This window comes from Pseudomonas azadiae, from assembly GCF_019145355.1.
GTDB classification, from domain to species: domain Bacteria; phylum Pseudomonadota; class Gammaproteobacteria; order Pseudomonadales; family Pseudomonadaceae; genus Aquipseudomonas; species Aquipseudomonas azadiae.
Genome location: NZ_JAHSTY010000002.1, coordinates 655,184 through 680,725, shown reverse-complemented (window position 1 = coordinate 680,725; position 25,542 = coordinate 655,184). Strand labels below are relative to the sequence as shown.

Sequence of the window (25,542 nt, the reverse complement as noted above, 5' to 3'; positions counted from 1 at the left end):
GATAGCTGTAGCTGGATTGTGCATGGGGATTGGAAAGTTGCGTATTACCCAGAGTAGTCGTTCGACCGAGGTTCTAAAGCAGCCCGCTGTTTTATGAACAAAGATTCGAACAGTGAAGTCTGGAGTGCAATGAGGGATGTTTTATGCGAGAGAAGTCGCCCGTCGACAGCTTGTTTCTAACACGCGCCGGTTTTGTTGAGTTCTTTGTTGTTTTCGTCAAGTTGATCCATGGCCTCTCGGCCATTTTGCCCCCGCTGGTCCTGGTGCTTATCCTGGACCCGATAGCCCCTGAGCTGCGCGCCCATTTCCTGGGCCTGCTGGTGTTTTTCGCTGCGCTGACCATCATTGTGTTCCAGGCCCTGGGCGTCTATTCCGAAGAATTGTTCAGCAACCGGCTGCGCCTGAGAACCAAGATCAAGGCTTGGTCGGCGGCGTTCTGCATCTTGTTGTTCATGCACCAGATCCTGCAGATGTTCCCGCAGTTGACGCCGCGCAACTTGGTGACGTGGTACGTCGCCAGCCTGGCGCTGTTCTGCCTGGAACGGCTATTGATGTTGCGCCTGTACCGCAAGCTGATGCGTGACGGCAAATACCTGCAACGCACGGTGATCCTGGGTTTTACCGACACTGCCGTGCACGTGGCCGATCACCTGCAGCGCAACGGTGATATCCGTTCCGGCCTGGTCGGGTTTATCGACGATCGCACCGAGCGCATTCCCAAGGAACTGAGCAACCTGCCCCTGCTGGGCAACACCCGCGACCTGGAAAAACTGATCCGCGCCGAACAGGTCAACCAGGTGATGATCTGCCTGCCTTGGGCCGCCGAACAGCGCATCCACGGGCTGGTCAACCGCCTGCGGCAGTTGTCGGTGAACGTCATGCTGGTGCCGGACATGGCCGCGCTGCGCTACGGCCACAGCAAGATCACCGATGTGGGCGGCATCCTGATGTTCAACACCTCGCAGTTACCGCTGCGCGGCTGGTCGCCGGTGATCAAGCGCTGCGAGGATGTGCTGCTGGCGAGCCTGGCGCTGGTGGCGCTGTCACCGGTCATGCTGGCGACGGCGATCGCGATCAAGCTCGACTCCAAGGGCCCGGTGCTGTTCCGGCAGAACCGCTATGGCTACAACGACAACGAAATCCGCGTCTTCAAGTTCCGCTCGATGTACACCGACCAGAGCGACTTTACCGCCGAACGCCAGACTACCCGCGAGGATCCGCGCATCACACGGGTGGGCCGCATCATCCGCAAGACCAGCATCGACGAGCTGCCGCAGTTGTTCAATGTGCTGCTGGGCAACATGTCCATGGTTGGCCCCCGCCCGCACGCCACCGCGACCAAGGCGGCAGGCGTCCCCTTCGAAGTGGCAGTGAGCGAATACAGTTCACGGCACCGGGTCAAGCCAGGCATCACCGGTTGGGCGCAGATCAACGGTTACCGGGGCGAGACCGACACCCTGTTCAAAATCCAGAAACGTGTCGAGTACGACCTGGAGTACATCTCCAAGTGGTCGGTGTGGTTTGACTTGTACATCGTCTTCATGACGGTTCCGGCCGTCCTTTCCACCAAGGAAGTCTATTGATGAACACACTCAACGGATTGATTCCCTGCATCATTTCCGGTGGTTCGGGCACGCGGCTGTGGCCGGTGTCTCGGCAGAACATGCCCAAGCCGTTCATGCGCATGCGCGACGGCGTGAGCCTGCTGCAAAAAACCTTCCAGCGCGCCGCCAAGCTGCCCGGGGTGCAAAGCGTGTTGACGGTGACCAACCGCGACCTGCTGTTCCGCACCCTGGATGACTACCGCCTGGTCAACAAGCCCCACCTGCCCCTGGACCTGCTGCTGGAACCGTTCGGACGCAACACCGCAGCGGCAATAGCCGTGGCGGCGCTGCATGTGCAGGAACATTTCGGCGGCGACGCCCAGTTGCTGGTGATGCCCGCCGACCACTTGATCCTCAATGAGGTGGCGTTCGCCGAGGCCGTCTCCCAGGCCCGTGAACTGGCCGAAGCCGGCTACCTGGTGACCTTCGGCATCCAGCCCGACCACCCGGAAACCGGCTTTGGCTACATTGAGCAAGGCGAAAAGCTGGGCACGGGCAACCGGGTCAAGCGCTTCGTCGAAAAGCCCGACCTGGCCACCGCCCAAAGCTACCTCGACGGCGGCCAGCACCTGTGGAATGCCGGCATGTTCTGCTTCAAGGCCAGCACCCTGGTCGACGAGCTGGCCACCCACGCGCCCGACGTGCTGGACGCCGCCCGGGCCGCGCTGGACCACAGCCAGAGCCTGCAGAATAAAACCTCGCGCCAGCGCGAACTGGACGCGGACGCCTTCGGCAGCGCACCGGATATTTCCATCGACGTGGCCTTGATGGAAAAGTCCAAGCAAGTCGCCGTGGTGCCCTGCGACATTGGCTGGAGCGACATCGGCTCGTGGGAGGCCCTGCGCCAGCTCACCCCGAGCGACGCCCATGGCAACCAGATCAATGGCGAAGCGATCTTGCATGACGTGCACAACTGCTACATCGACTCGCCCAAGCGCGTCCTGGGCGCCGTGGGTGTGCGTGACCTGATCATCGTCGACACCCCCGACGCGCTGCTCATCGCCGACGCCCATCGCAGCCAGGATGTGCGCTACATCGTTGCCGAGCTAAAGCGCCAGAACCACCCGGCGTACAGCCTGCACCGCACCGTCACCCGGCCATGGGGCACCTATACCGTGCTGGAGGAAAGCAGCCGCTTCAAGATCAAGCGCATCGTGGTCAAGCCCCAGGCGTCGCTGTCGCTGCAGATGCACCACCACCGCAGCGAACACTGGGTGGTGGTCAGCGGCGCGGCGCAGATCACCAATGGCGAGCGCGATTTTTTGATCAACGCCAACGAGTCCACTTATATCCCCGCCGGGCACAAACACCGCCTGACTAACCCCGGCATCATCGACCTGGTGATGATCGAGGTGCAGAGCGGCGAGTACCTGGGCGAGGACGACATCGTGCGCTTCGACGACATTTATGGCCGCGCGCCGGCTGAAGTGAAGAAATAATATGCGCACGTCCCTGATCATCCCGACCCGTAACGCATCCAGCCACCTGGCGCGCCTGCTGCCGGCGCTGAAGATGCAAACCCTGCAACCTGACGAGATGCTGGTGGTGGACAGCGCCTCCAGCGATGACACCGTGGCGCGCTTTCGTGAGTTCGGCGCACGGGTCGAGGTGATCGACGCGCGCGATTTCAACCATGGCGGCACCCGGCGCTGGGCCAGCGAACAGGTGGGCGGCGACGCGCTGATCGTGATGACCCAGGACGCGATTCCCGCCACCGCGCAAACCTTCGCCAACCTGCTCGCCGAGTTGCAGCAGGACCCGCTCAACGGCGTCGCCTACGGGCGCCAACTGCCGCACCCGGATGCCGGTGTGCTGGGCGCGCAATCACGGCACTTCAACTACCCGGAACACAGCCGCAGCAAGAGCCTGGCCGACGCACCGGAGTTGGGGATCAAGACCTGCTTCAGTTCCGACTCGTTCTCGGTGTACCGGTGCAGTGTGCTGCAGGCGGTGGGCGGTTTCCCGGCGGACGTGATCGGCAGCGAAGACGCCTTTGTCGCGGCGCGCATGCTGCTTGCAGGCTACAACGTACGCTACGCCGCCACGGCGCTGGTGCATCACTCCCACGATTACAAGCTCATGGATGAGTTTCACCGCTACTTCGACATTGGCGTGTTCTACGGCCGCGAGCCGTGGATCAAGCAGGCCTTTGGCGACGCGGGTGGCGAAGGCAAGCGCTACGTGCTGGCTGAACTCGCCGCGCTGCGCAAGGCCGGCGCCTTGCACCGCGTTCCCGAAGTGCTGGTGCGCAGCGCCTTCAAACTGCTCGGCTATCGGCTGGGCCATCTGGAGCGTCGGCTGCCGTTGGGCCTGAAGCGGCGTATCAGCATGTTTCCCGGTTATTGGAAGTGAGCATCATGACCCACAGGAAGCCCCCCTTGATGAAACGAACCCTGCTCGTCGTGGCCATGATGGCCCTGGCCGCCTGCAATACGCCGGCGCGCATCGTCCCGCCGGACGGCAAGACCGTCGAAGAAGGCAAACGCGCCCTCGACCAGTTGGCCCAGTTGCCGCCGGCGGTGGAGCGCATCCGCGTGGGCGACCAGTTGCGCATCGTGCGCGACGCCGGTGAGATGCCGACGCTGTCGGCGTTCAACGTCAGCACCATCTACGAGCTGACCCTGTACACGGTGCAGACCGACGGGATGATCAACTACCCGTTCCTGGGACCGATCCAGGTGGCCGGTCGCCAGCCTTCGGAACTGGCGACGGAGCTGAGCAACAAGCTCGCGCCGGTCTACCGCGAACCGCGTGTGACGGTGAACATCAACCAGGCACCGGCCAACTCGGTGATCGTGGGCGGCGCGGTGAACAACCCGACGGCGGTGCAGATCGCCACGGCCAACACGCTGGAGCAGGCGATTATTGGCGCCGGCGGGGTCAGCCCGGCCGGTAACGCCAGCATGGTCGCGCTGCTGCGCGAAGACGCCCAGGGCGCCTATCGCGCTTACTTCCTGGACTTCAGCCAGTTGCTCAAGACCGGCGCCAACGGGCGCAAACCCGTGCGCCTGCAGCGCGGTGACGTGGTGTTCGTGCCCAAATCCAACGTCGGCGAACGTATCCAGGGCGTGGATACCTACCTGAACCAACTGATCCCCTTCACCAAGTCCATCGGGGTTGGCTACAACTACACCCGCACCAGCGGCGGCACCAATTAAAGGAGCGACATCCCATGATCGAGATCCGTTCTTTTCGTGATCTGCTGCGTCTGTTCTTCATCTTCCGCCAGGAATTCAAGCTGGCGGCGATTGCCGCGCTGGTGATCATCCTGCTGGGGGCGTTCCTGCTACCGGCTAAGTACGAATCCACCGCGCGCCTGCTGGTCAAGCCGGGGCGTGATTCGACCTTGCCGATCGAGATCAGCAACCGCCAGGCGCTGGTGATGCCCAGCACCCAGCGTGACCCGATTGTCGACGAAGAGCGCCTGCTCACCGGTCGCCCAATTGTACGCGCGGTGGCCGAGCACTATCTGGAAGTGATCGATAACGCGCCGCCGCCGGAAGGCTTCTGGAAGCGCACCAAATACTACGTGAAGAGCGGCGTGGGCGCGGTGTTCGACGGTATTCGCGTAGTGCTGGAAACCGTCGGCGTGGTTGAAAAAACCACCCCGGTGGAACGCCTTGCCGCCGCCCTGGAAAAGAACTTTGAAGTGAGCCACGCCGCCGGCTCCACGGTAATGGACATCAGCTTCACGTGGGGCGACCCGCAAATGGCCCAGGCCGTGGTCAAGGATTGGGTCGAAACCTACATCGACGAGCGCACCCAGGCCCTGGGGCGCAAGAGTCTGTATGCCTTCTACGAGGGCCAAGTGGCCAACAGCGCCACCGAGATCAAGAGCTACAAGGAGCAGATCCTCACGCACCTGAACGAGATCGGCGCGGCGAGCATCACCGACCGCCTGGAAGACTTGTCCGAGCGCATCAACGTGCTGCGCGGCGAGACCTTCAACACCACGCGCCTGATCGCCTCGTCCGACAGCGCCATCCAGAGCACGCGCACCCAACTCAAAGGCCAGCCGAAGGAAGTCACCACGGTGCGCCAGATCGCGCTGAACCCGCAGCAGCAGGATTTGCGTCGCCTGCTGAACCAGAAGCTGCTGGAAAAGGCCGACATGATGCGCACCTACACCGACAATGCGCCGCCGGTCAAAGCCCTGGATGCGTCGATTCGTGCCATGCAGGTCCAGGTCGCCAACGAGAGCAACACGGTGCAGGCCTCGGAAAACCGTGCGCCGAACACCCTGGAAATCCACTTGCAACGTGTGCTGCTGGATGAAACCAGCAACAACCTGGCGCTGCGCACCCAGCTTGTGCAGCAGCAGAAACAATTGGTGAACCTGGAAGCGCAGCGCAAGGAAGCCCTGGAAATAGAACCGGAGCTGACGCGCCTTTCTCGCGAGCTGAACACCACCGAGCGCAACTATGCGTTGTACGTCGACAACCTGGAAAAATCGCGCATTGACCGTGAACTGGACAACAGCCAGATCAGCAACATCGCCGTGATCGAAGAAGCCACCTTGAACCCGGGCCGCATCTTCCCCAAAACCTTGGTGATGCTGATATTGGCGGTGCCGTTCGCCATCGTTGTCGGCCTGCTGGTGATCTACCTGTGCTACCTGCTCGACCAGCGTATTCATGACGGTGGCCTGGTGGAGCGCAAGTTCGGCCTGCCACTGTGGACCACCCTGCCGGAGCTGGACACCCGCACCGCGCAAAGCGCCAACGCCTTCAATGCGAGTATCTACCGGCTGTACAGCCTGCTGCAGCCCGCTCGTATCGCCGAGCAGGGCCTGACGCTGGGCCTGACCTCGGCACGCCACGGCGAAGGCGTGACCTTTGTAGTGGAGCAGTTGCGTCAATTGCTGCATGAGAACGGTGTAAACGTGCGGGTCGGCGGGCTGGAACCTGCGGCACCCGGCGAAGTGGTGCTGCTGGATGCGTCGGCCCTGCTGGCCAATCGCGACGCGTTTGTTGCGCTGCGCCGCGCCGACCTGATCGGGCTGGTGGTGGAAGCGCGCAAAAGTACCGTGCCGGTGGTGGAGCATGCGCTGTCGATCCTCAACACGGCGTTCGGCAAGGTGGACGGCATCATCATCAACCGTCGCAAGTTCGAAGTGCCGAGCAAAGTACTGCAGACCATCGGCAAATACCGGGGGGCGTTCTGATGCGCATCGCCCTGCTCGCCCCCCTGCCGCCGGAAAAAAACGGGATCGCCGACTACGCGAACCATTTCCGCTCGGCGCTGGAACAACTGGGCGTGACGGTGCTGACGCCGTTAGCCGGGGTGGCAGGCAACTCCGAGGCGATCACGCGGGCCATCGGCGCTTTCGATTGGCACGCCGTGGACCTGGTGCACGCCGAGTTGGGTGGTGGACGGCTGGCGGAATTCCTGGCCTTGCGTGAACTGCGCAAGGCTTACCCCCGACTGCCGCTGACCGCCACCGTGCATGACCCCGAGCGCATCGTGTGGCGGCGTGAACATCTGCCGTTTCCGCTGAACCTGCTCGAACGCCTGCCTGGCCCGCTGCCCCAGGCGGCTGTGGTGCTGGCCGATCCGCTGACCTTGCGCGAGGAACGCCAGGTCGCCAAGGGGCTGACCCGGCTGATAACCCTCACCCGCCTTGGCGCTGACTGCCTGCGCCAACGCATGCAACTGACCGCCGACAAAGTGGCGGTTATCAACCACGCCAACCTGGACATTGCATCGGCGCCGCTGCCGTCACTCGACACTCTGCACCTGCTGTACTTCGGTTTCATCTACCGCGGCAAAGGCATCGAAGACCTGGTGCAGGCCCTGGCAAACGTGTTCGAGCAAGCCCCTGAATTGCGCGGCCGCGTGCGCCTGACCCTGGCCGGCGGTACCGCCGCGGAAATGGCGTTTGGCGCGGGCGGTAACTACCTGGAGCAGCTGAACGCGCAGATCGCCTCCCTGGGCCTGGCCGATTGCATCGACTGGCGGCTGAACCTGCCGGCCGCTGACATCGCCAGTACCATCCAGGCCCACCATGTGATGGTGCTGCCGTATCGCGAATCGAAAAAACTCGGCCTGCTGGGGCGCCAGCGCGGCACCAGCGGGGCATTGTCCTGGGCCGCCGCCTGCGGGCGCGGCGCGATCACCTCGGATGCGCGCGCGTTTGCCGAGGAAGTCGCCAGCGGTAACGGTGCTATCTATCCCGAAGGTGATGTCGCAGCGCTCAGCGAGCAACTGTTGCGCCTGGCCCGCACCCCGTTGTTGGCACGCAATTGGGCCGAGCGCGCCGGGGAGATCGGCCGCGAACGCTTATGGCCGCTGACCGCCCAGCAGTTCAAACGGCTCTTCAAGCAAGCGATAGCGGGGGCGCCTTATGGCACGTAAACGAACCTACCTCGCCAGCGTTGCCGTGGTCGCGGCTCTGGGCCTGACGGCGTTCTTCTGGGGCCGCCCGGCCGACGCCGAGAACCATGTGCTCAAGGGCAGCAAGGTCGTGGTGTGGAAGGATTTTCTGGGGGTGAATGCGCAGTTCCTGTGGTTCAGCCCCGCGCGTTATCAGATGCAGATCGACCGCCTCAAGGCCTTGGGCCTGCAGTGGGTACGCCTGGACCTGCACTGGGATCAGCTGGAGCCGGCCGAGCACCACTACCAGGTCGCCACCCTGGACCAATTGGTCGGCAAGTTGCAGGACAACCAGCTCAAGTCGGTGTTCTACCTGGTGGGCTCGGCGCCCTTCGCCACCACCGCACCGCCGGGTGCGCCTTATCAGGATCAGTATCCGCCCAAGGACCCGGCGGTGTTCGCCAACCGTATGGCACTGCTGTCCCAGCGCTACCCCAGCGTTGACGCGTGGCAGGTGTGGAACGAGCCGAACCTGCTGGGCTTCTGGCGCCCGGTCGCAGACCCGGCCGGCTTCGCCGCGCTGCTCAGCACCACGGCCAGCGCACTGCGCGCGGTGAACCCGGATAAACCGGTGGTCGCCGCGGGCATGGCCTTCTTCAGCGAGATGCCCAACGGACAGACCATGTTCGATGCCTTGGGCGCACTCGGCGTGGCCCGCCTGAACACAGTCATTTCCTACCACCCCTACACCCAGTTGCCCGAAGGCAACGACCCGGCCAACCTGGATTTCATCGCCAAGACTACCCAGCTCAACCAGGCCCTGCGCAACGGCGGCGTACGCACCCTGTGGAGCACCGAGTGGGGCTGGTCGACCTACACCGGCCCCAAGGACGCGCAGGACATCATCACCCTGCAAGGCCAGGCCGATTACATCGTGCGGCGCGTAGCGCTGATGAGTGCGATGGATTACGACAAGATTTTCCTGTTCACCTTGAGCGACCTCGACCAGCGCGCCAGTGTGCGCGACCAGTCATACGGCTTGCTCGATATCGACGCCAACCCCAAGCCCGCCTACACCGCGCTGAAAAACTTCCTCGAGGTCAGCGGGCCACAGCTCACGCCCGGCGATCCACCTGAGGCCGACCAGTTGCCCGACGGCCTGTTCAGCATCGGCTGGACCCGCGCCGACGGCCGCAAACTGTGGTTCTTCTGGTCGGCCGAAGGCGGCAGCGCGCACTTGCCAGGCCTGGCCAGCGCCACCCTGTACGACCCGCTGCGCGGCACGCAAACCCCGGTGAGCGGCACCCACGGCCTGAGCGTACCGGTCAAATCGAACCTGCAAATTCTGTTATGGGACTGAGGCCTGCCATGCGCATTTTATGGATCCTGCCCTACTCACCCTGGCCCGCCACCAGCGGCGGCAAGACGCGCCAGTTCCACCTGCTGCGCAGCCTGGCCGCGCGGGGGCATCGGATCACGTTGCTGCTGCATGACAAGCACCCGATGTCACCGGTAGACCGCCAGGTGCTGGAGGCGTTTCTCGAACAGTTGATCGTCCTGCCGCGCCGCCCACTGCGCAGCGTCACGACCCTGCTGGCCGGGCTGTTTGCGCCCTACCCGCTGCTCGCCAGCGTAAATGGCCTGTCGGGCCAATTGCAGGAAACCTTCGACTGGTTGCTGGGTGAGCAGTGGGACGTGGTGCAGATCGAACACAGCTACAGTTTCCAGCCGTACGAAGCTGCGCTGGCACGTAAATCCCAAGCCTTTGTGCTGACTGAACACAACGTCGAATCAGCCCTTGGCGCTGCAACCTACGACCGGTTGCCGAACTGGGCGCTGCCGTTCATTCGCTACGATCAATGGCGCTACGCCCGCTGGGAGCGCCGGGTGATGCACCAGGCCACCCAAGTGGTGGCGGTGACCCAGAGCGACGCACAGGTGTTGGCAAAGATCGCCGGCAAACCCGTGTCGGTGGTGGTCAACGGCGTGGATTGCGACCACTTCGCTGCGGCCCGTCCCGACCCGTCGACGCGGCGCGTGCTGTTCCTGGGTAATTATGAATACGCGCCGAATGTGGACGCCATCGAATGGGCCCTGGATGAGATCCTGCCCAAGGTTTGGGAGCGCTGCCCGGATGCGCGCATGAGCGTGTGTGGTTTCGGCATGCCCGTCCGTTGGCGCGAGCGCTGGCAGGACCCGCGCATTGAATGGCAAGGTTTTGTGCCGGACCTGCTGGACCTGCAATCAAGCTGTGCAGTGTTCCTGGCGCCGCTGCGCCATGGCGGCGGTTCCAAGCTCAAGGTGCTGGAAGCGCTGGCGGCCGGCCTGCCGCTGGCGAGTACCGAGCAAGGCGTATCGGGGTTGGACCTGGTGGAAGGCCTGGACTACCTTGGCGGACAAACCGCCACGAGCCTGGCGGACGCCGTGGTGCGCCTGTTGCAGTTCCCCGACGCCGCCGCGCCCATGGGTGAAGCGGGCCGCGCCTATGTGCGTCGCGCCCATGACTGGAGCGTTGCCGCCAGCCAGCTTGAGCAGGTATACGCGACCCTTTCACCGTTGAATCAAAAGGAGCCCGCATGCGTGTAGGCCTGGATTACCGCACCGTCGGCACCTCGCCGCAATCGGGCATCAGCCGCCAGGTGTACGCGCTGGAAAGCGCCCTGCACAGCCTGCCGGGCATCGAGCTTGAGCGGTTCACCGTGGCGCCCCTGGGCGATGAAAGCCGCCTGCAGGCGCACTGCCCGGACTGGGGCTGCGCGAAAACGGCCATGCACCAGCCGCACAATCGCTTGCGCTTCGAGGCCGGTTTCCTGCCGCGCGCCTTGCGTGAACAGCGGATCGACCTGTACATCAGCACGTTCAACATGGGCCTGCCGTTGCCGCCCAAGCCGCACGGGATGCGCAGCGTGGTGCTGTTGCATGACCTGTTCCAGATCACCCTGGACAACTACCACGCCAACCGGTTGAAGGCGCTCATCTACAAGACCAGCGATCGTCTGTCGATTGCTTATGCGGTACACAGCGCTGACCGCGTATGGACACCGTCGCAGTACAGCGCTGACGAAACCGCGCGGCTGTTTCCCAAGGCTGCAGGCAAGATCCGAGTGCTGCCCAATCAGGTCGATGGTTTTTTCGAACTGGCGGCAGACCTCAGTGCGCACGATTTGCCCGAACGCTATTGGCTGCTGGTGGGCACCCGCGAGTTGCGCAAGAACGTGCCGTTCCTGGTGCAGGCCTGGCAGCAGGCGCGGCGCCAGTCGCCCGCCGTGCCGGAATTGGTGCTGGTGGGCAGCCTGGAGCATTTGCCCGAAGCCCAACGTGCACTGCCGGGAATCCGCGCGCTGAGCGGTGTGTCGGATGCCCAGTTGCATGCGCTGTACCGCCAGGCATCGCGCCTGTGGCAACCGTCGTACGCCGAAGGCTTCGGCTTGCCGGTGATCGAAGCCCTGAGCGTCGGCACCCCGGTGGCGGTGGCCAGCGGCACGTCGCTGGATGAAATCACCCCGCCGTCTGCGCCGCGCTTCTCGCCCACTGATGGCCCGGCGCTGACGCAGTTGATGATCAGCCTGGGCGAGCGCGCCGATGAAGAGTCGCCCGCGCAACGCCGGCAGTGGGCGGAACGCTTCAACCATCACGCCTATCGCCGGCGCCTGGGCGAACTGATCGAGGAGCTCAAATGAGCCTGAACCTGCCCAGCCTCGTCGCGATCCTCTTCGGCCTGCTGTTTGGCGCCCTCGCGCTGTTGCTGTCGCCGGCCAAGGCATTCCTCGCCGTAATCGGCCTGGCCGGGGCGGTGACCATCCTGCGGTTTCCGTTCTGGGGCCTGTTGCTGTTTGCCCTGGTCGCCACGTTCATGCCCTATTCCACCGTCAACCTGGGCATTCGCAGTACCGTCAGCGAAGCGATCCTGGCGCTGACCTGGGGCGCGGTGCTGTGGCACAGCTTCATCGCGCGCCTGCCCGATACGCCAAGCCTGGGCCTGCGCCCCACCGACCAGATGCTGTTGTGGCTGATGCTGTTCAGCGTGTTCCCGTTTATCGTCGGCCAGGTCACCGTCCACGCCGACACCAGCGGCGTGGCCAACTGGTTGCGCTGGCTGCTGAGCCTGTCGTCGGTATTTCTATGCGCTAAATTGCTGGTGGACCACAAACACCGCGAGTCACTGGTGATCGCCCTGCTGCTGGGCAGCCTGGCGATGCTGGTGCTGTCGATCGCGGTGTTTGTGCGCACGCGCTCAGGGGCCGGCATTGCGCCGATTCTGGCGCTGTTCAACTACGGCAACTTCGACATGCTGAAATTCGGCCTGGAAGCCATGTCTTCGCGCATGGGTTCGCCATGGATGCACCCGAATGCCATCGGCGGGATCATGGCGTTGCTGCTCCCCATGGCCTTCTGCTTCGGCATGACCGAGCGGGGTTGGAAACGCGCGTTGGGCCTGAGCGTGGCGTGCCTCGGCGCAGCGGCCTTGCTGTTGGCCAGCAGCCGCGGTGCAATGGTCAGCCTGGCGCTGGTGCTGATGTGGATGGCCACGCGCCGGGTGCCGTACACCGGCCGCCTGCTGATGATCGGCGCGGCGCTGACGGTGGCATTGGTGATGGCTTACCCGCCGTTGCAGGAACGCCTGGCAACGATTTTTTCGTCGGACAACGCCAGTACCGAAGTGCGTTTCGACGAATACCGCATGTTTCCCCAGGCGGTGCTGGCGTATCCGTTCGGCATCGGCTTCAAGGTTGATCCGCCGGTGCCGGGCACTCAGTTGCTGGGCATCTCCAACCTGTGGCTGAACTTCATCTACAAGACCGGCATCGTCGGGATGCTGTTCTTTGTGGCGGTGACGCTGCGCTGGTGGCGGGAAGCGCGCCCGCCGAGCGGCCCGATTCGCTTGACCAAGGACAATGCGCTGTGGCTGGGCACTACCGCCGGGATTCTCTCGGCCCTGGTCAGCGGCCTGTTCGACCACTACTTCAGCTTTGCGGTGGTGATGGTCGCGCTGTTCTGGCTGATGGTGGGGATCAACGTGCTGGAGGCACGCCGACTCTTTCCGGCGCGCCTGCCCCAGGTGAGCAGCGTGGCGTATCACAAACCTCAGCTTGATGGCGCACAGCCCTGATGCTCGGCTCCGCGGTCTGGCTGACCCTGGCGACGCTGCTGGGATTGTGCCTGGGCTTCGCCCGTGAATGGCTGCTGGTGGCGGCCTGGGGCGCGGGAGAGCGCAGCGATGCGTTCCTGATCGCAGTGTTTTTGCCGGAGGCGCTGCGCATGTCACTGGCCGGCGGCGTGCTGAGCGCGGCGGCGCTGCCGTTGTACCTGGCGCGCAAGCGCGACGAGCGGCTGGGCTGGCTGGCGGTGTTGTTTGCGCCGCTGCTGTTGATTGCGCTGGCCGTGAGCATGCTACTGACGCTACTGGCGCCGTGGCTGGTGCAACTGCTCGGGCCGGGCTTGGCGGACGGTGCCATGGCGCTCGCCAGCCGTAACTTGCAGGTGGTCGCCTGGTGCGCGCCGGGGCTGATGCTGCATGCATTGTTCAGCGTGCCCCTGCAGGCCAGCGAGCGGTTTGTGCTGGCGGGCTTGGGGTCGTTGTTGTTCAACCTGCCGCCGGTGACCTACCTCGCGCTGGCCGGCACCGCCAGCCAGCCGCACTCACTGGCCCTGGCGTGCCTGGCCGGCAGCCTGCTGATGCCGTTGGCGCTGCTGCCATCGATGTGGCACCTGGGTTGGCGGCCGTGGCACTGGCAATGGTCGTGGGCGCCGCTGCGGGAATTGGGCCAGCGCATCGGCCCGCTGTTGTTGAGCAATGGCGCGAGCCAGGGCCTGGCGCTGATCGAGCGGCTGGTGGCGTCGTTACTGGGAGAAGGTGCGGTGACCTGGGTCAACCTGGCGCGCAAACTGATGAACCTGCCGCTGATTGCACTGATGAGCCTCAACCAGGTGCTGCTGGGCATGATGAGCCGGCGCCAGGGCGATGAGCGCCTGGCCTTGCTCAAGCGTGGCCTGGAAACCGCCAGCATGCTGACCCTGCCCGCTGGGGTCGGCCTGGTCGCGGCCGCCCCGAGTCTGGTGGCGTTGCTGCTGCCCCAGCAGTCGGCTGATTCGCCTTTGCCGCTGCTGCTGGCCTGGTTTGCCGTGCCGCTGGTATTCGGCGCCTGGAACGCCTTGCTCGCGCGTTACGCCTACGCTGCCGGCGATACGCGTCAGCCGCTGCGCTGCGAGTTACTCGGTAGCCTGGTCAATGTACTGCTGCTCGGCGCCCTGCCCTTTGTGTTCGGCCTGGCCGGTATCCCGATGGCTGCGCTGGCAGGGGTGATTTGCACGGCGTTGCTGCTGATGCAGCGCCAGGCTTTGCTCGGCGCCCTGCCCTGGGCCCTGCATTGGCTACTCGGCGCGGTGCTGATGGGCGCGGCGGCACTGGTGCTGTTTCGGGTTGAGGGCGTGTGGCTGCAGTTGGGGCTGAGTACCCTGGCCGGTGCGGTGGTGTTGCTGGTCATGGGCCTGTGGCTCAAGCCGTGGCGCAAAACATGAATGATCGATTGGGGACTCGCAGGTGAAAAATCGTTGGATACAAATGGATATTGCCAAAGGCATCGGCATCCTGGTGATCGTGTATGCCCACAGCTGGTTTGTCGCGTCATCCCCGGACGTGCTCTACCCGCTGCTTGCGTCATTTGTGCTGCCGTTGTTCTTCTTTTTGTCCGGGGTCTTTTTCAAGCCTGAACAGGCCTTCGTGGAAATGGCGGTGCGCAAGGCCGATGGCCTGCTCAAGCCGTTTTTTTTCACCATGCTCACCTATGTGATCGTACGCAGCATTTTGCGCGGCCAGCCGTTGCTGCCGGATATCGGCGGCGTGCTGTATGCCTCGGTGAACACCATCCCCTGGCAGGCGCTGTGGTTCCTGCCGCACTTTTGGGTGGCGATCCTGTTCGGCTGGGTCGTGCTGCGCTTGATCCAACGCCTGCCGCTGGCGGTAAGTTGCCTGGCGATGATGGTGCCCTTGCTGATTGGCATCTGGATGCTGCCCTGGTTCTGGCAGCTGCCGGTCACGTTAGGCGGGCACACCTGGGTGTTGCCAGGCTTGCCGTTCAGCCTGGATATCACGCTGATCAGTGGCAGCTGCTTTGTCTATGGCTACCTGCTGCGCCATTGGCTGCGCGCCCATGCGGGTTCGGTGCTGACCCTGCTGGTATCGGCCGTAGTGTTCGCTGCGGTGTTTGTCTACCGAGGCGACACCATGGACCTTGCGCAGCGGCGCTACGATCACTGGCTGTGGACCAGCCTATTGGCGGCGATTGGCGTGTATGCATGCTGGGCGCTGGCGCGGGTGCTCATGGCCTCGGCGCTGATCACCCGAGTGATGACCTACATTGGCCAGTCGACCCTGATTCTGCTGATCTTTCACGGTGAGATTCAGCACAAGACCTTCGACCTGATGCAGCGCCTGGGGCTGCATGCATTTGTCGCCGCGTGCATCGGTTTTGTGGTGGCGGTGGTGGCGCCGCTGTTGATCGGGGAAGTGATCAAGCGGGTGGGGGTTTTGCGGTTTTTCTACTTTCCGTTTCCGGTCCGTAAGGCGGGTGGAGCAAACGCTGCAACCTGATAACACTGGAGATCCAATGTGGGATCCGGGCTTGCTCGCGAATACGGTGTGTCAGTCAGCGGATACTTGACTGATCCACCGCCATCGCGGGCAAGCCCGGCTCCCACATTGATTCTGGGCTGCCTGGAACCGAGTCAGTCGTCGAGTTGTTGAGGGGCTGGTTTGCTGCCGTGCTTGGCTGGCTTGGCGCCTTTGGCAGGAGCGGGAGCAGGTGCGGCAGGTTCAGGTTCCGCCGCCGCGGCGGCTTCTTTTTCCGCCATTGGCATCTGGTCGATGGCCGTGAAGAATTCCTTCAGGTCGAGCGTGTCCGGCGGCACGGTCTTCTCGAGTTTCTTCTCGCCGTCCTTGCCTACCAGGATCACTTTGGTACCGCTGCCGGCGCCGAGTTTGAGGGCGCGGATCAGTGCGTTGGTTTCCGGCGGCGTGAGCTTCTTGTTGTCCTTGGGGTCCTTGGCGAACTTCTCCCCTTCGGCGCCGATGCTGCCGAACTTCACGGTGTAAAACACCATGGCTCGCTCTTCAAAGGACTGCTTGGTAGCAGGCTCGTCCAGCTGTTTCTTGAGGGTCGCCAAGGTATCGTTGCCGGAATCAAGCTCAACCACCACCAGCGGTCGGGCCTTGCCCAAGTCCTGCTTGAGCGGGTTGAGATCATCAGCAGCCAACAGCGGCCCCGTAAAAGCCATCAAGGTAGCCAGGGTCAGCGACCGGATGAGCATGCGCACCTCCTTTGAATTCCATGCAGGGTTCTTGAGTTTCATGTCTGCGACAGTCAAATTCAAGGATGATTCCTACACCACATTAAGAAAGCGTAGGTCAGGACGCCCGCGACGCAAGGGCTTGCTCGCTGCGGCTGTCATTGTTTCCATTGATTGCACAAACATCATGAGACCTTCCACTGCGGCCAATGCCGCGCAAAAACGGGCGCGACGATGGGGTCGGCATCCACCTGCGCCAGGCTCTGCGCAAAGCCTGGGGCCAGGCCGCTCAGTGCGTCCCGCGCCCCGTCCCAGCGCGACACCGCTGCCGCCATGATACCCAGTGCATTCGGCACGTTGCCCGCGGCAAACAATTGGTCGGCGAACTGGTTGGCGAACATCACCCAGGCCTGATGCAGATAGCGCCGCGTACCCGTGGCCAGTTGCGCCTGCACGGCTTGATCGGCGTCGCCCAGCCAGCGTTGCGGGTAATCGATGATGCCGATCGCCGAATAGCAATTGGCGGCGATATAGACGAGGCCGCGCAGGACCTGTGCACGGTTGCCGGCCAGCAGGTCGGAGGCCGGGAATGCCAGGCCCAGATGGATCAGGATCGCTGCGCTCTCGGTCAGCACCTCGCCATCGGGAGTAACCAGGGTGGGCACCTGTTTGAGCGGGTTTATGCGGGCCAGCTCATCGCTGCCCTCACCCTCCGCCCAGGAGGCTGCGTCCACCCGGCGCCACGGCACCGCGCAACGCAGCAGGGCGATTTCGATCATGCATGAACCGGATTCGTCGATGCCATAAAGCGTGTACATCGGCGTTGCTCCTTCAAGAGTATTTAGAACAGGCCCATTTGCCCGCCGACCAAGGTGCTGAAGTCGTCATTCACGAACGGCAGGATCGCATCGGCCACCGGCTGCAATTGCCGGGTGACGTAGTGATCGTAGTCGATGGGCGCTTGACGCACCTCCAACGGTTCCGGGCCATTGACGCTGATCACGTAGCTGATCCAGCCGCCGCGCTGGTACTGGCGTGGGCGACCCAGGCGGTCGTTGTAATCATCGGCCAGGCGTGCGGCGCGTACATGGGGTGGCACGTTGCGTTCGTAGTCATCCAACCGGCGGCGCAGGCGTTTGCGGTAGATCAGCAGCTCATCGAACTCGCCGCTCAGGGTACGGGCTACGTAGTCGCGTATGTAGTCCTGGTGGGGCTGGCGATGGAAGATGCGCTGGTAGAGTTCCTGCTGGAATCGGCGCGCCAGGGGCGACCAGTCGCTGCGCACGGTTTCCAGGCCTTTGTAGACCATTTCTTCACTGCCATCATTGCGCACCACCAGGCCGGCGTAGCGCTTCTTGCTGCCCTCCTCCGCGCCGCGGATGGTGGGCATGAGAAAGCGTGTGAAGTGGGTTTCGTATTGCAGTTCCAGGGCGCTTTGCAGTCCGAAGGCGGTGCGCAGGTGCTCGCGCCACCAGTCGTTGACGTGTTGCACCAGCGCGCGGCCGATGCGGCTGGCCGCTTCCTGGGTGTGCGCACTGCCGAGCCAGACGAAGGTGGAGTCGGTGTCGCCGTAGATCACTTCATAACCTTGGGCTTCGACCAGCTCGCGGGTTCGGCGCATGATCTGATGCCCGCGCAGGGTGATCGACGACGCCAGCCGAGTATCGAAGAACCGGCAGCCGCTGGAACCGAGTACGCCATAGAAGGCGTTCATGATGATTTTCAGCGCTTGGGACAGCGGTGCGTTGTGTTCGCGCTTGGCCACTTCCCGGCCTTCGGAGACCCGCGCAACGATGGAAGGCAAACAGTGCCGGGTGCGGGAAAAACGCGCGCCGCGAAAGCCTTCGACCGAGTCGTTGTCGTCGGGGTACTTGAGGCCTTCGATCAGGCCGACCGGGTCGATCAGGAAACTGCGGATGATCGAGGGGTAGAGGCTTTTGTAGTCGAGCACCAGCACCGATTCGTAGAGGCCGGGGCGCGAGTCCATGACAAAGCCGCCGGGGCTGGCCTGGGGTGGTTTGTCGCCCAGGTTCGGCGCGACAAAACCCTGGCGGTGCATCAGCGGCAGATACAAATGGGTGAACGCGGCGACGGAACCACCGTTACGGTCAGCCGGCAACCCGGTGACGCTGGCCCGCTCGAGCAGGAACTTGAGCAGTTCGGTCTTCTCGAAAATCCGCGTGACCAGCTCGCAGTCCTTGAGGTTGTAACGCGCCAGGGCGGGCTTGTCCTCGGCAAACATGCGGTTGATCTCGTCCATGCGTTGATACGGCGTGGAGATGTCCTTGCCTTCGCCCAGCAGGGTTTGCGCGACGTTTTCAAGGCTGAAGGATTCGAAGCTCCAGGTGGCCGAGCGCAGGGCTTCGATGCCATCGATGATCAACCGCCCTGCAGCAGCGGCGAAGTAGTGATTGCGGCTGCCGTGCTCACGCCAGGCCATTGGCTCTTCGCCACGACCGAGCATGAGCGGCACATTGAGGCGCTGTGCATGTTCGTGGAGTACGCGCAGGTCAAACTGCACGACGTTCCAGCCGATGATTGCATCAGGGTCGTGCAGGGCAAGCCATTGGTTGAGGCGTTCGAGCAGTTGGGCGCGGGTGTCGCAGTAGTCGAGCTTGAAATCCACGGCGTCGGCTTTATTCGGCGGGCCAAGCATATACACCTGGCGCTCGCCGCAGCCTTCGAGGGCGATGGAATACAGATCGCCCTGTGCGGTGGTCTCGATGTCGAGGGACACCAGTTTCAGTGGCGGGCGGTAGTCGGGCGCCGGTTTCATCTGCGCCTCCAGCAAGGCGCCGGTTGCGTCAGGCGTACCGCCGAACCACACCGGCGCGGTGATGAAGCGCTCCATCATGTAGCGCTCGGGTGGGCGCACATCGCCCTCGTAGACATCCACACCGGCGGCACGCAGGCGCTTTTCCATGTCCATGGCCTGGCGGTGCTGGCGGGTGTACAGGCCCAGCACCTTGCGATGATGGAAATCCACCAGCTGCAAGGGGCGCAACTCGATATCACGCTCGCCCTTGAGCAGCCAATCCAATGGCTTGCGATGGGCTTCGGGGATAAACATCACCGAGGTCTGCACGGGTAGGCGGATAAACCTAGGGCCCTGGTCGGTCGCCAGCCAGAAGCTGACCTCCGTGCCCGCCGGGGTATCACGCCAATGCCGGGTCAGGACAAAACCCTGCTGTAAATCCACCGTACCGCACCTCAGGAATCGCTCTCAGGGCGTGATTCTACTCGGCATCCGCGCAAATGCAGCAGCTTAACGCTCACCCAAGCCACAGCGGCCCGCCATCACGATGTCCGTTTGGTCCCCGCCTGGTTGAGGTAAGTTTCGATATTGCTCATTTGCTCATCCCAGCCGCGGGAGTTCATCTTGTAGGCCTTTTGCCGCCGGCCCCCGGGCACCGCGTCAAAGCCCGATTCAACCACCCGCAGCAAGATACCCGGCGCGCGATCTTCGAGGGTGAATTCCACCAGCGTCGGGGTTTCCGTGTCGTAGTCGATGTTTGGGTCTACCGCAAACGGATGCCACCAGAATGAGAACAGCGTCTGCGGCAGGATACGTTCGATCCTGGCCTTCCAGACCACGTGTTCGTATCCCGGATAAGTGATCTGCGCCTCGACAGTTTCCCCGGCAACAAAGGTTTTGCCTTCAAGGGCTACACCAAACCAGCCACCGAATTTTTCGGCATCGGTGAGCGCCTCCCACACCTGTTTACGTGGAGCGTTGAGCAGGACTTTCCGTTCTATGCGATCCAATACGTGCATAAGTCACCTCCTCCATTGACAGTAGGCGACATCAAACAATGCGCAACCTCGGGTTGTAAGCAATGATGATGAGCCCGTCCTTGATCCGGTAATAGGTTATGACTGACCCATTGAATGGAAGTTGCTTTTGCAAAGGCGTGCGTTATGAGGTGGGCCGCCTGGACACATCTGGACGGTCCATGATGTGCCTTGGCTTGCCGAGTCGAGCGGTAGGACGAATGGAAGGCTTGAATTAAACTTTTGGATCCCCCGGCGCCTTAGCCGGCGTTGCGTATTGCGGCTTGAGGTGGCCGTCCTGATCGAGCAACCAGGCGTCCATGATCTGCCGTACTACCGGACCGGCGACGCGGCCACCGGCCTCGCCGTTTTCGATCATCACCGAGATCACGATCTTTGGGTGCTCAGCCGGGGCGAAACCGACGAACAAGGCGTTGTCGCGATGGCGTTCCAGGGTCTTTTCGCGGTTGTAACGCTCACCCTGCTTGATCGCCACCACTTGCGCCGTACCGCTCTTGCCAGCAATGCGATATTGCGCGCCTTGAGCGGCAGCGCGGGCGATGCCGCGTGGATCGTGCATAACCAGCTGCATGCCGTGGTTGACCTGCTCCCAATCGCGCGGGTCCTTGAGGACCACGTTGGGCATGGGGTTTTCATCGACTGGCGGCACGCCATTAATGGTCTTGGCCAGGTGCGGTCGGTTCCACACACCTTTGTTGGCAATCAATGCGGTGGCCTGTGCCAGCTGCAGCGGTGTGACCTGCATATAGCCCTGGCCGATGCCGAGGATCACGGTTTCGCCCGGGAACCAGGGCTGACGGCGCGTGGCGCGTTTCCAGGCCTGAGAGGGCATCAGGCCAGCTGACTCTTCGAACATGTCCAGCGATACTTTCTGGCCCAACCCGAACTCCGCCAGGTAGTCGTGCAAACGGTCGATGCCCAGTTTGTGGGCCAAGTCGTAAAAGTAGGTGTCGTTGGAGCGCATGATGGCGGCGTCCATGTCCACCCAGCCGTCACCACTGTGGTTCCAGTTGCGGTATTTATGATCGAAATCCGGTAGTTGGTAGTAACCAGGGTCGAACACGCGCGTCTGCGGCGTGACGACACCGCTGTCGAGGCCGGCGATGGCGACTTCCGGCTTGATAGTCGAGCCAGGGGCGTAAAGGCCTCTGAGGACACGGTTGAACAGTGGCCGGTCGATAGAATCGTGCAGCGCGGCATACTCCCTGAAGCTGATGCCGGTGACGAACAGGTTCGGGTCGAAACTCGGCTTGCTGACCATGGCCAGCACTTCTCCGGTCTGCGGGTCGAGAGCAACCACCGAGCCGCGGCGATCGCCCAGGGCGTCTTCCGCCGCTTGCTGAAGGTGCACGTCCAGGCTCAGCACGATATTTTTTCCGGGGATCGGATCGGTGTGCTTGAGCACGCGAAGTACGCGACCTTGGGCGTTGGTCTCGACTTCTTCATAGCCCACGTGGCCGTGCAGCTCGGATTCGTAGAAGCGCTCGATACCGGTCTTGCCGATGGATTGGGTACCGCGGTACTCCACCGAGTCGAGGGCTTTGGATTCTTTCTCGTTGATCCGTCCTACGTAACCAATGGAGTGGGCAAAATGAGCGCCCAAGGGGTAGTGACGAACGAATTGCGGCTCTACGTCCACCCCGGGCAGACGGAATTCGTTAACGGCCAGCAGCGCGATCTGTTCTTCGGTCAGCTCGTAGAACAACGTCACGGGCACGAAGGGGTGGCGCGCCTGCTTCAGCGCCTTGTCGAATACGGCGCGGTCTTCGGCGGGCAGATGCAGCAAGCTGACGATGGCATCCAGTTCACCTTTGAGGTCGGTGGTGCGCTCGCGGGTGATGGTCAGGTTGTAGCTCGGGCGGTTATCGGCCAGCACTACGCCGTTGCGATCATAGATCAGCCCACGCGTGGGTGTGATGGGCAACACGTGGACGCGGTTATTCTCGGAAATTGTGGAGTGGTAGTCGTACTGCACCACTTGCAGGAAATACATACGCCCCACCAGAGCGCAGGTGATGCCAATCACTAGCAGCGCGCAGGCGAGGAGGCGCTTGTTGACCAGGCGGTTTTCTTTTTCGTGATCTTTGATGGGTATCGGTTCGGGCATTTCTACAGCATCTCGTTGAAGAAGGTCGATGCCGCTTCCTGCGGATGAAAGCTCAATCCCTGAAAATGTGCTGCACCATACCAAAAAAATCAGAAATACTTTGTATCGATTTCCTCAGCGGCATGCTGGCGAGTAGTTTTCAAGGGCAGTCAGGCCAGCGATACAGGAGACTATTTTCGCTACGGCACTTTTCGACCGCCCAAAACAAAACCCCATCTGCTTTCGCAAATGGGGTTTCGGAATTTAATCTTGACGATGACCTACTCTCACATGGGGAAACCCCACACTACCATCGGCGATGCATCGTTTCACTACTGAGTTCGGGATGGGATCAGGTGGTTCCAATGCTCTATGGTCGTCAAGAAATTCGGGTACTGAGTCGTGACCAGATGGCCTCGCTTCAGCAAATTGGGTATGTGACAGCTTTCGGTGTTTTGTGAGCGTCGAACTTTCGGTTCATCTCGTCTTCACACACCGCAATCTGATGCTCGTTAGAGTAGTCAAATTGCTTGGGTGTTATATGGTCAAGCCTCACGGGCAATTAGTATTGGTTAGCTCAACGCCTCACAGCGCTTACACACCCAACCTATCAACGTCGTAGTCTTCGACGGCCCTTCAGGGAACTCAAGGTTCCAGTGAGATCTCATCTTGAGGCTAGTTTCCCGCTTAGATGCTTTCAGCGGTTATCTATTCCGAACATAGCTACCCGGCAATGCCACTGGCGTGACAACCGGAACACCAGAGGTTCGTCCACTCCGGTCCTCTCGTACTAGGAGCAGCCCCTCTCAAATCTCAAACGTCCACGGCAGATAGGGACCGAACTGTCTCACGACGTTCTAAACCCAGCTCGCGTACCACTTTAAATGGCGAACAGCCATACCCTTGGGACCGGCTTCAGCCCCAGGATGTGATGAGCCGACATCGAGGTGCCAAACACCGCCGTCGATATGAACTCTTGGGCGGTATCAGCCTGTTATCCCCGGAGTACCTTTTATCCGTTGAGCGATGGCCCTTCCATACAGAACCACCGGATCACTAAGACCTACTTTCGTACCTGCTCGACGTGTCTGTCTCGCAGTCAAGCGCGCTTTTGCCTTTATACTCTACGACCGATTTCCGACCGGTCTGAGCGCACCTTCGTACTCCTCCGTTACTCTTTAGGAGGAGACCGCCCCAGTCAAACTACCCACCATACACTGTCCTCGATCCGGATAACGGACCTGAGTTAGAACCTCAAAGTTGCCAGGGTGGTATTTCAAGGTTGGCTCCACGCGAACTGGCGTCCACGCTTCAAAGCCTCCCACCTATCCTACACAAGCAAATTCAAAGTCCAGTGCAAAGCTATAGTAAAGGTTCACGGGGTCTTTCCGTCTAGCCGCGGATACACTGCATCTTCACAGCGATTTCAATTTCACTGAGTCTCGGGTGGAGACAGCGCCGCCATCGTTACGCCATTCGTGCAGGTCGGAACTTACCCGACAAGGAATTTCGCTACCTTAGGACCGTTATAGTTACGGCCGCCGTTTACCGGGGCTTCGATCAAGAGCTTCGCGTTAGCTAACCCCATCAATTAACCTTCCGGCACCGGGCAGGCGTCACACCCTATACGTCCACTTTCGTGTTTGCAGAGTGCTGTGTTTTTAATAAACAGTCGCAGCGGCCTGGTATCTTCGACCGGCATGAGCTTACGGAGCAAGTCCTTCACCCTCACCGGCGCACCTTCTCCCGAAGTTACGGTGCCATTTTGCCTAGTTCCTTCACCCGAGTTCTCTCAAGCGCCTTGGTATTCTCTACCCAACCACCTGTGTCGGTTTGGGGTACGGTTCCTGGTTACCTGAAGCTTAGAAGCTTTTCTTGGAAGCATGGCATCAACCACTTCGTCGTCTAAAAGACGACTCGTCATCAGCTCTCGGCCTTAAGATCCCGGATTTACCTAAGATCTCAGCCTACCACCTTAAACTTGGACAACCAACGCCAAGCTGGCCTAGCCTTCTCCGTCCCTCCATCGCAATAACCAGAAGTACAGGAATATTAACCTGTTTTCCATCGACTACGCTTTTCAGCCTCGCCTTAGGGACCGACTAACCCTGCGTCGATTAACGTTGCGCAGGAAACCTTGGTCTTTCGGCGTGGGTGTTTTTCACACCCATTGTCGTTACTCATGTCAGCATTCGCACTTCTGATACCTCCAGCAAGCTTCTCAACTCACCTTCACAGGCTTACAGAACGCTCCTCTACCGCATCACTTGCGTGATACCCGTAGCTTCGGTGTATGGTTTGAGCCCCGTTACATCTTCCGCGCAGGCCGACTCGACTAGTGAGCTATTACGCTTTCTTTAAAGGGTGGCTGCTTCTAAGCCAACCTCCTAGCTGTCTAAGCCTTCCCACATCGTTTCCCACTTAACCATAACTTTGGGACCTTAGCTGACGGTCTGGGTTGTTTCCCTTTTCACGACGGACGTTAGCACCCGCCGTGTGTCTCCCATGCTCGGCACTTGTAGGTATTCGGAGTTTGCATCGGTTTGGTAAGTCGGGATGACCCCCTAGCCGAAACAGTGCTCTACCCCCTACAGTGATACATGAGGCGCTACCTAAATAGCTTTCGAGGAGAACCAGCTATCTCCGAGCTTGATTAGCCTTTCACTCCGATCCACAGGTCATCCGCTAACTTTTCAACGGTAGTCGGTTCGGTCCTCCAGTTAGTGTTACCCAACCTTCAACCTGCCCATGGATAGATCGCCCGGTTTCGGGTCTATTCCCAGCGACTAGACGCCCTATTAAGACTCGCTTTCGCTACGCCTCCCCTATTCGGTTAAGCTCGCCACTGAAAATAAGTCGCTGACCCATTATACAAAAGGTACGCAGTCACCCAACAAAGTGGGCTCCCACTGCTTGTACGCATACGGTTTCAGGATCTATTTCACTCCCCTCTCCGGGGTTCTTTTCGCCTTTCCCTCACGGTACTAGTTCACTATCGGTCAGTCAGTAGTATTTAGCCTTGGAGGATGGTCCCCCCATATTCAGACAAAGTTTCTCGTGCTCCGTCCTACTCGATTTCATGACTAAGAGATTTTCGCGTACAGGGCTATCACCCACTATGGCCGCACTTTCCAGAGCGTTCCGCTAATCTCAAAGCCACTTAAGGGCTAGTCCCCGTTCGCTCGCCACTACTAAGGGAATCTCGGTTGATTTCTTTTCCTCAGGGTACTTAGATGTTTCAGTTCCCCTGGTTCGCTCCATACACCTATGTATTCAGTGTAAGGTAACCATCTTATGATGGCTGGGTTCCCCCATTCAGACATCTCCGGATCAAAGTCTGTTTGCCGACTCCCCGAAGCTTTTCGCAGGCTACCACGTCTTTCATCGCCTCTGACTGCCAAGGCATCCACCGTATGCGCTTCTTCACTTGACCATATAACCCCAAGCAATCTGGTTATACTG

Annotated in this window: 17 protein-coding genes and 2 rRNA genes; 12 read left to right on the top strand and 7 right to left on the bottom strand. The window is 61.4% G+C overall.

Features of this window, described 5'->3' with window-relative positions:
* Positions 1 to 143: 143 nt before the first annotated feature.
* Genes KVG91_RS19545 through KVG91_RS19490 form a run of 12 tightly spaced genes read left to right on the top strand, consistent with a single transcriptional unit; the run spans position 144 to position 15,507 of the window.
* The gene (locus tag KVG91_RS19545) at positions 144 to 1,583 is read left to right on the top strand and encodes an undecaprenyl-phosphate glucose phosphotransferase (RefSeq protein ID WP_169374620.1); all 1,440 of its coding nucleotides are present in this window, start codon (positions 144 to 146) and stop codon (positions 1,581 to 1,583) included.
* Positions 1,583 to 3,043 (top strand): mannose-1-phosphate guanylyltransferase/mannose-6-phosphate isomerase, encoded by a 1,461-nt coding sequence (locus KVG91_RS19540; protein ID WP_169374621.1) that lies wholly within the window; start codon positions 1,583 to 1,585, stop codon positions 3,041 to 3,043. The genes KVG91_RS19545 and KVG91_RS19540 overlap by 1 nt, the downstream gene beginning before the upstream one ends.
* 1 nt (position 3,044) lies before the next feature.
* On the top strand, positions 3,045 to 3,956 hold the full coding sequence (locus KVG91_RS19535) for a glycosyltransferase family 2 protein (protein ID WP_169374622.1): 912 nt from the start codon (positions 3,045 to 3,047) through the stop codon (positions 3,954 to 3,956).
* A 29-nt stretch (positions 3,957 to 3,985) separates the two neighbouring features.
* Positions 3,986 to 4,762 carry a polysaccharide biosynthesis/export family protein gene (locus tag KVG91_RS19530; RefSeq protein ID WP_169374623.1) on the top strand — a complete coding sequence of 259 codons (777 nt, stop codon included), beginning with the start codon at positions 3,986 to 3,988 and terminating at the stop codon, positions 4,760 to 4,762.
* Positions 4,763 to 4,776: 14 nt separating this feature from the next.
* Entirely contained in the window at positions 4,777 to 6,768 is a 1,992-nt protein-coding gene (locus KVG91_RS19525; RefSeq protein ID WP_169374624.1) for a GumC family protein, read from the top strand.
* Positions 6,768 to 7,958, top strand: coding sequence for a glycosyltransferase (locus KVG91_RS19520; protein WP_217894928.1), 1,191 nt, complete (start codon positions 6,768 to 6,770; stop codon positions 7,956 to 7,958). The genes KVG91_RS19525 and KVG91_RS19520 overlap by 1 nt, the downstream gene beginning before the upstream one ends.
* Positions 7,948 to 9,276, top strand: coding sequence for a GH39 family glycosyl hydrolase (locus tag KVG91_RS19515; RefSeq protein ID WP_169375213.1), 1,329 nt, complete (start codon positions 7,948 to 7,950; stop codon positions 9,274 to 9,276). Before KVG91_RS19520 ends, KVG91_RS19515 begins: the two co-directional genes overlap by 11 nt.
* 8 nt (positions 9,277 to 9,284) lie before the next feature.
* Positions 9,285 to 10,502, top strand: a complete 1,218-nt coding sequence (locus KVG91_RS19510) for a glycosyltransferase family 4 protein (RefSeq protein WP_169375214.1) — start codon at positions 9,285 to 9,287, stop codon at positions 10,500 to 10,502.
* Positions 10,493 to 11,596 (top strand): glycosyltransferase family 4 protein, encoded by a 1,104-nt coding sequence (locus KVG91_RS19505; RefSeq protein ID WP_169375215.1) that lies wholly within the window; start codon positions 10,493 to 10,495, stop codon positions 11,594 to 11,596. Before KVG91_RS19510 ends, KVG91_RS19505 begins: the two co-directional genes overlap by 10 nt.
* Positions 11,593 to 13,026, top strand: a complete 1,434-nt coding sequence (locus tag KVG91_RS19500) for an O-antigen ligase family protein (RefSeq protein ID WP_169375216.1) — start codon at positions 11,593 to 11,595, stop codon at positions 13,024 to 13,026. The genes KVG91_RS19505 and KVG91_RS19500 overlap by 4 nt, the downstream gene beginning before the upstream one ends.
* On the top strand, positions 13,026 to 14,435 hold the full coding sequence (locus tag KVG91_RS19495; protein WP_169375217.1) for a lipid II flippase MurJ: 1,410 nt from the start codon (positions 13,026 to 13,028) through the stop codon (positions 14,433 to 14,435). The genes KVG91_RS19500 and KVG91_RS19495 overlap by 1 nt, the downstream gene beginning before the upstream one ends.
* A 43-nt stretch (positions 14,436 to 14,478) precedes the next feature.
* The gene (locus tag KVG91_RS19490) at positions 14,479 to 15,507 is read left to right on the top strand and encodes an acyltransferase family protein (RefSeq protein ID WP_178115035.1); all 1,029 of its coding nucleotides are present in this window, start codon (positions 14,479 to 14,481) and stop codon (positions 15,505 to 15,507) included.
* Between the two features lie 134 nt (positions 15,508 to 15,641).
* On the opposite strand, the gene KVG91_RS19485 is transcribed toward KVG91_RS19490, so the two are convergent.
* The 7 genes from KVG91_RS19485 to KVG91_RS19455 all read right to left on the bottom strand — a co-directional run bounded on the left by KVG91_RS19485 (position 15,642) and on the right by KVG91_RS19455 (position 25,513).
* Complete coding sequence (locus tag KVG91_RS19485) at positions 15,642 to 16,223, bottom strand: DUF4174 domain-containing protein (protein ID WP_169375219.1); 582 nt, start codon at positions 16,221 to 16,223, stop codon at positions 15,642 to 15,644.
* Between the two features lie 164 nt (positions 16,224 to 16,387).
* On the bottom strand, positions 16,388 to 17,020 hold the full coding sequence (locus KVG91_RS19480) for a glutathione S-transferase family protein (RefSeq protein ID WP_169375220.1): 633 nt from the start codon (positions 17,018 to 17,020) through the stop codon (positions 16,388 to 16,390).
* A 23-nt stretch (positions 17,021 to 17,043) separates the two neighbouring features.
* The gene (locus KVG91_RS19475; protein ID WP_169375221.1) at positions 17,044 to 19,401 is read right to left on the bottom strand and encodes a DNA polymerase II; all 2,358 of its coding nucleotides are present in this window, start codon (positions 19,399 to 19,401) and stop codon (positions 17,044 to 17,046) included.
* A gap of 98 nt (positions 19,402 to 19,499) precedes the next feature.
* A complete protein-coding gene (locus KVG91_RS19470; RefSeq protein ID WP_169375222.1) occupies positions 19,500 to 19,976 on the bottom strand; it encodes an SRPBCC family protein in 477 nt (158 codons plus the stop codon).
* A 232-nt stretch (positions 19,977 to 20,208) separates the two neighbouring features.
* Positions 20,209 to 22,101, bottom strand: a complete 1,893-nt coding sequence (gene mrdA / locus KVG91_RS19465) for a penicillin-binding protein 2 (protein ID WP_169375223.1) — start codon at positions 22,099 to 22,101, stop codon at positions 20,209 to 20,211.
* A 247-nt stretch (positions 22,102 to 22,348) separates the two neighbouring features.
* A 5S ribosomal RNA gene (gene rrf / locus KVG91_RS19460) occupies positions 22,349 to 22,464 on the bottom strand.
* Between the two features lie 157 nt (positions 22,465 to 22,621).
* Positions 22,622 to 25,513: ribosomal RNA gene (locus tag KVG91_RS19455) — 23S ribosomal RNA — on the bottom strand.
* Positions 25,514 to 25,542: the final 29 nt, after the last annotated feature.

Excerpts from the sequence above, each read along its gene's own strand:
- KVG91_RS19530 (WP_169374623.1), top strand. The coding sequence starts at position 3,986 with ATGAAACGAACCCTGCTCGTCGTGGCCATGATGGCCCTGGCCGCCTGC.
- KVG91_RS19505 (WP_169375215.1), top strand. The coding sequence starts at position 10,493 with ATGCGTGTAGGCCTGGATTACCGCACCGTCGGCACCTCGCCGCAATCG.
- KVG91_RS19485 (WP_169375219.1), bottom strand. The coding sequence starts at position 16,223 with ATGCTCATCCGGTCGCTGACCCTGGCTACCTTGATGGCTTTTACGGGG.
- KVG91_RS19480 (WP_169375220.1), bottom strand. The coding sequence starts at position 17,020 with ATGTACACGCTTTATGGCATCGACGAATCCGGTTCATGCATGATCGAA.
- KVG91_RS19545 (WP_169374620.1), top strand. The coding sequence starts at position 144 with ATGCGAGAGAAGTCGCCCGTCGACAGCTTGTTTCTAACACGCGCCGGT.
- KVG91_RS19500 (WP_169375216.1), top strand. The coding sequence starts at position 11,593 with ATGAGCCTGAACCTGCCCAGCCTCGTCGCGATCCTCTTCGGCCTGCTG.
- KVG91_RS19525 (WP_169374624.1), top strand. The coding sequence starts at position 4,777 with ATGATCGAGATCCGTTCTTTTCGTGATCTGCTGCGTCTGTTCTTCATC.
- KVG91_RS19515 (WP_169375213.1), top strand. The coding sequence starts at position 7,948 with ATGGCACGTAAACGAACCTACCTCGCCAGCGTTGCCGTGGTCGCGGCT.
- KVG91_RS19535 (WP_169374622.1), top strand. The coding sequence starts at position 3,045 with ATGCGCACGTCCCTGATCATCCCGACCCGTAACGCATCCAGCCACCTG.
- KVG91_RS19510 (WP_169375214.1), top strand. The coding sequence starts at position 9,285 with ATGCGCATTTTATGGATCCTGCCCTACTCACCCTGGCCCGCCACCAGC.
- KVG91_RS19470 (WP_169375222.1), bottom strand. The coding sequence starts at position 19,976 with ATGCACGTATTGGATCGCATAGAACGGAAAGTCCTGCTCAACGCTCCA.
- mrdA (WP_169375223.1), bottom strand. The coding sequence starts at position 22,101 with ATGCCCGAACCGATACCCATCAAAGATCACGAAAAAGAAAACCGCCTG.
- KVG91_RS19495 (WP_169375217.1), top strand. The coding sequence starts at position 13,026 with ATGCTCGGCTCCGCGGTCTGGCTGACCCTGGCGACGCTGCTGGGATTG.
- KVG91_RS19520 (WP_217894928.1), top strand. The coding sequence starts at position 6,768 with ATGCGCATCGCCCTGCTCGCCCCCCTGCCGCCGGAAAAAAACGGGATC.
- KVG91_RS19490 (WP_178115035.1), top strand. The coding sequence starts at position 14,479 with ATGGATATTGCCAAAGGCATCGGCATCCTGGTGATCGTGTATGCCCAC.
- KVG91_RS19540 (WP_169374621.1), top strand. The coding sequence starts at position 1,583 with ATGAACACACTCAACGGATTGATTCCCTGCATCATTTCCGGTGGTTCG.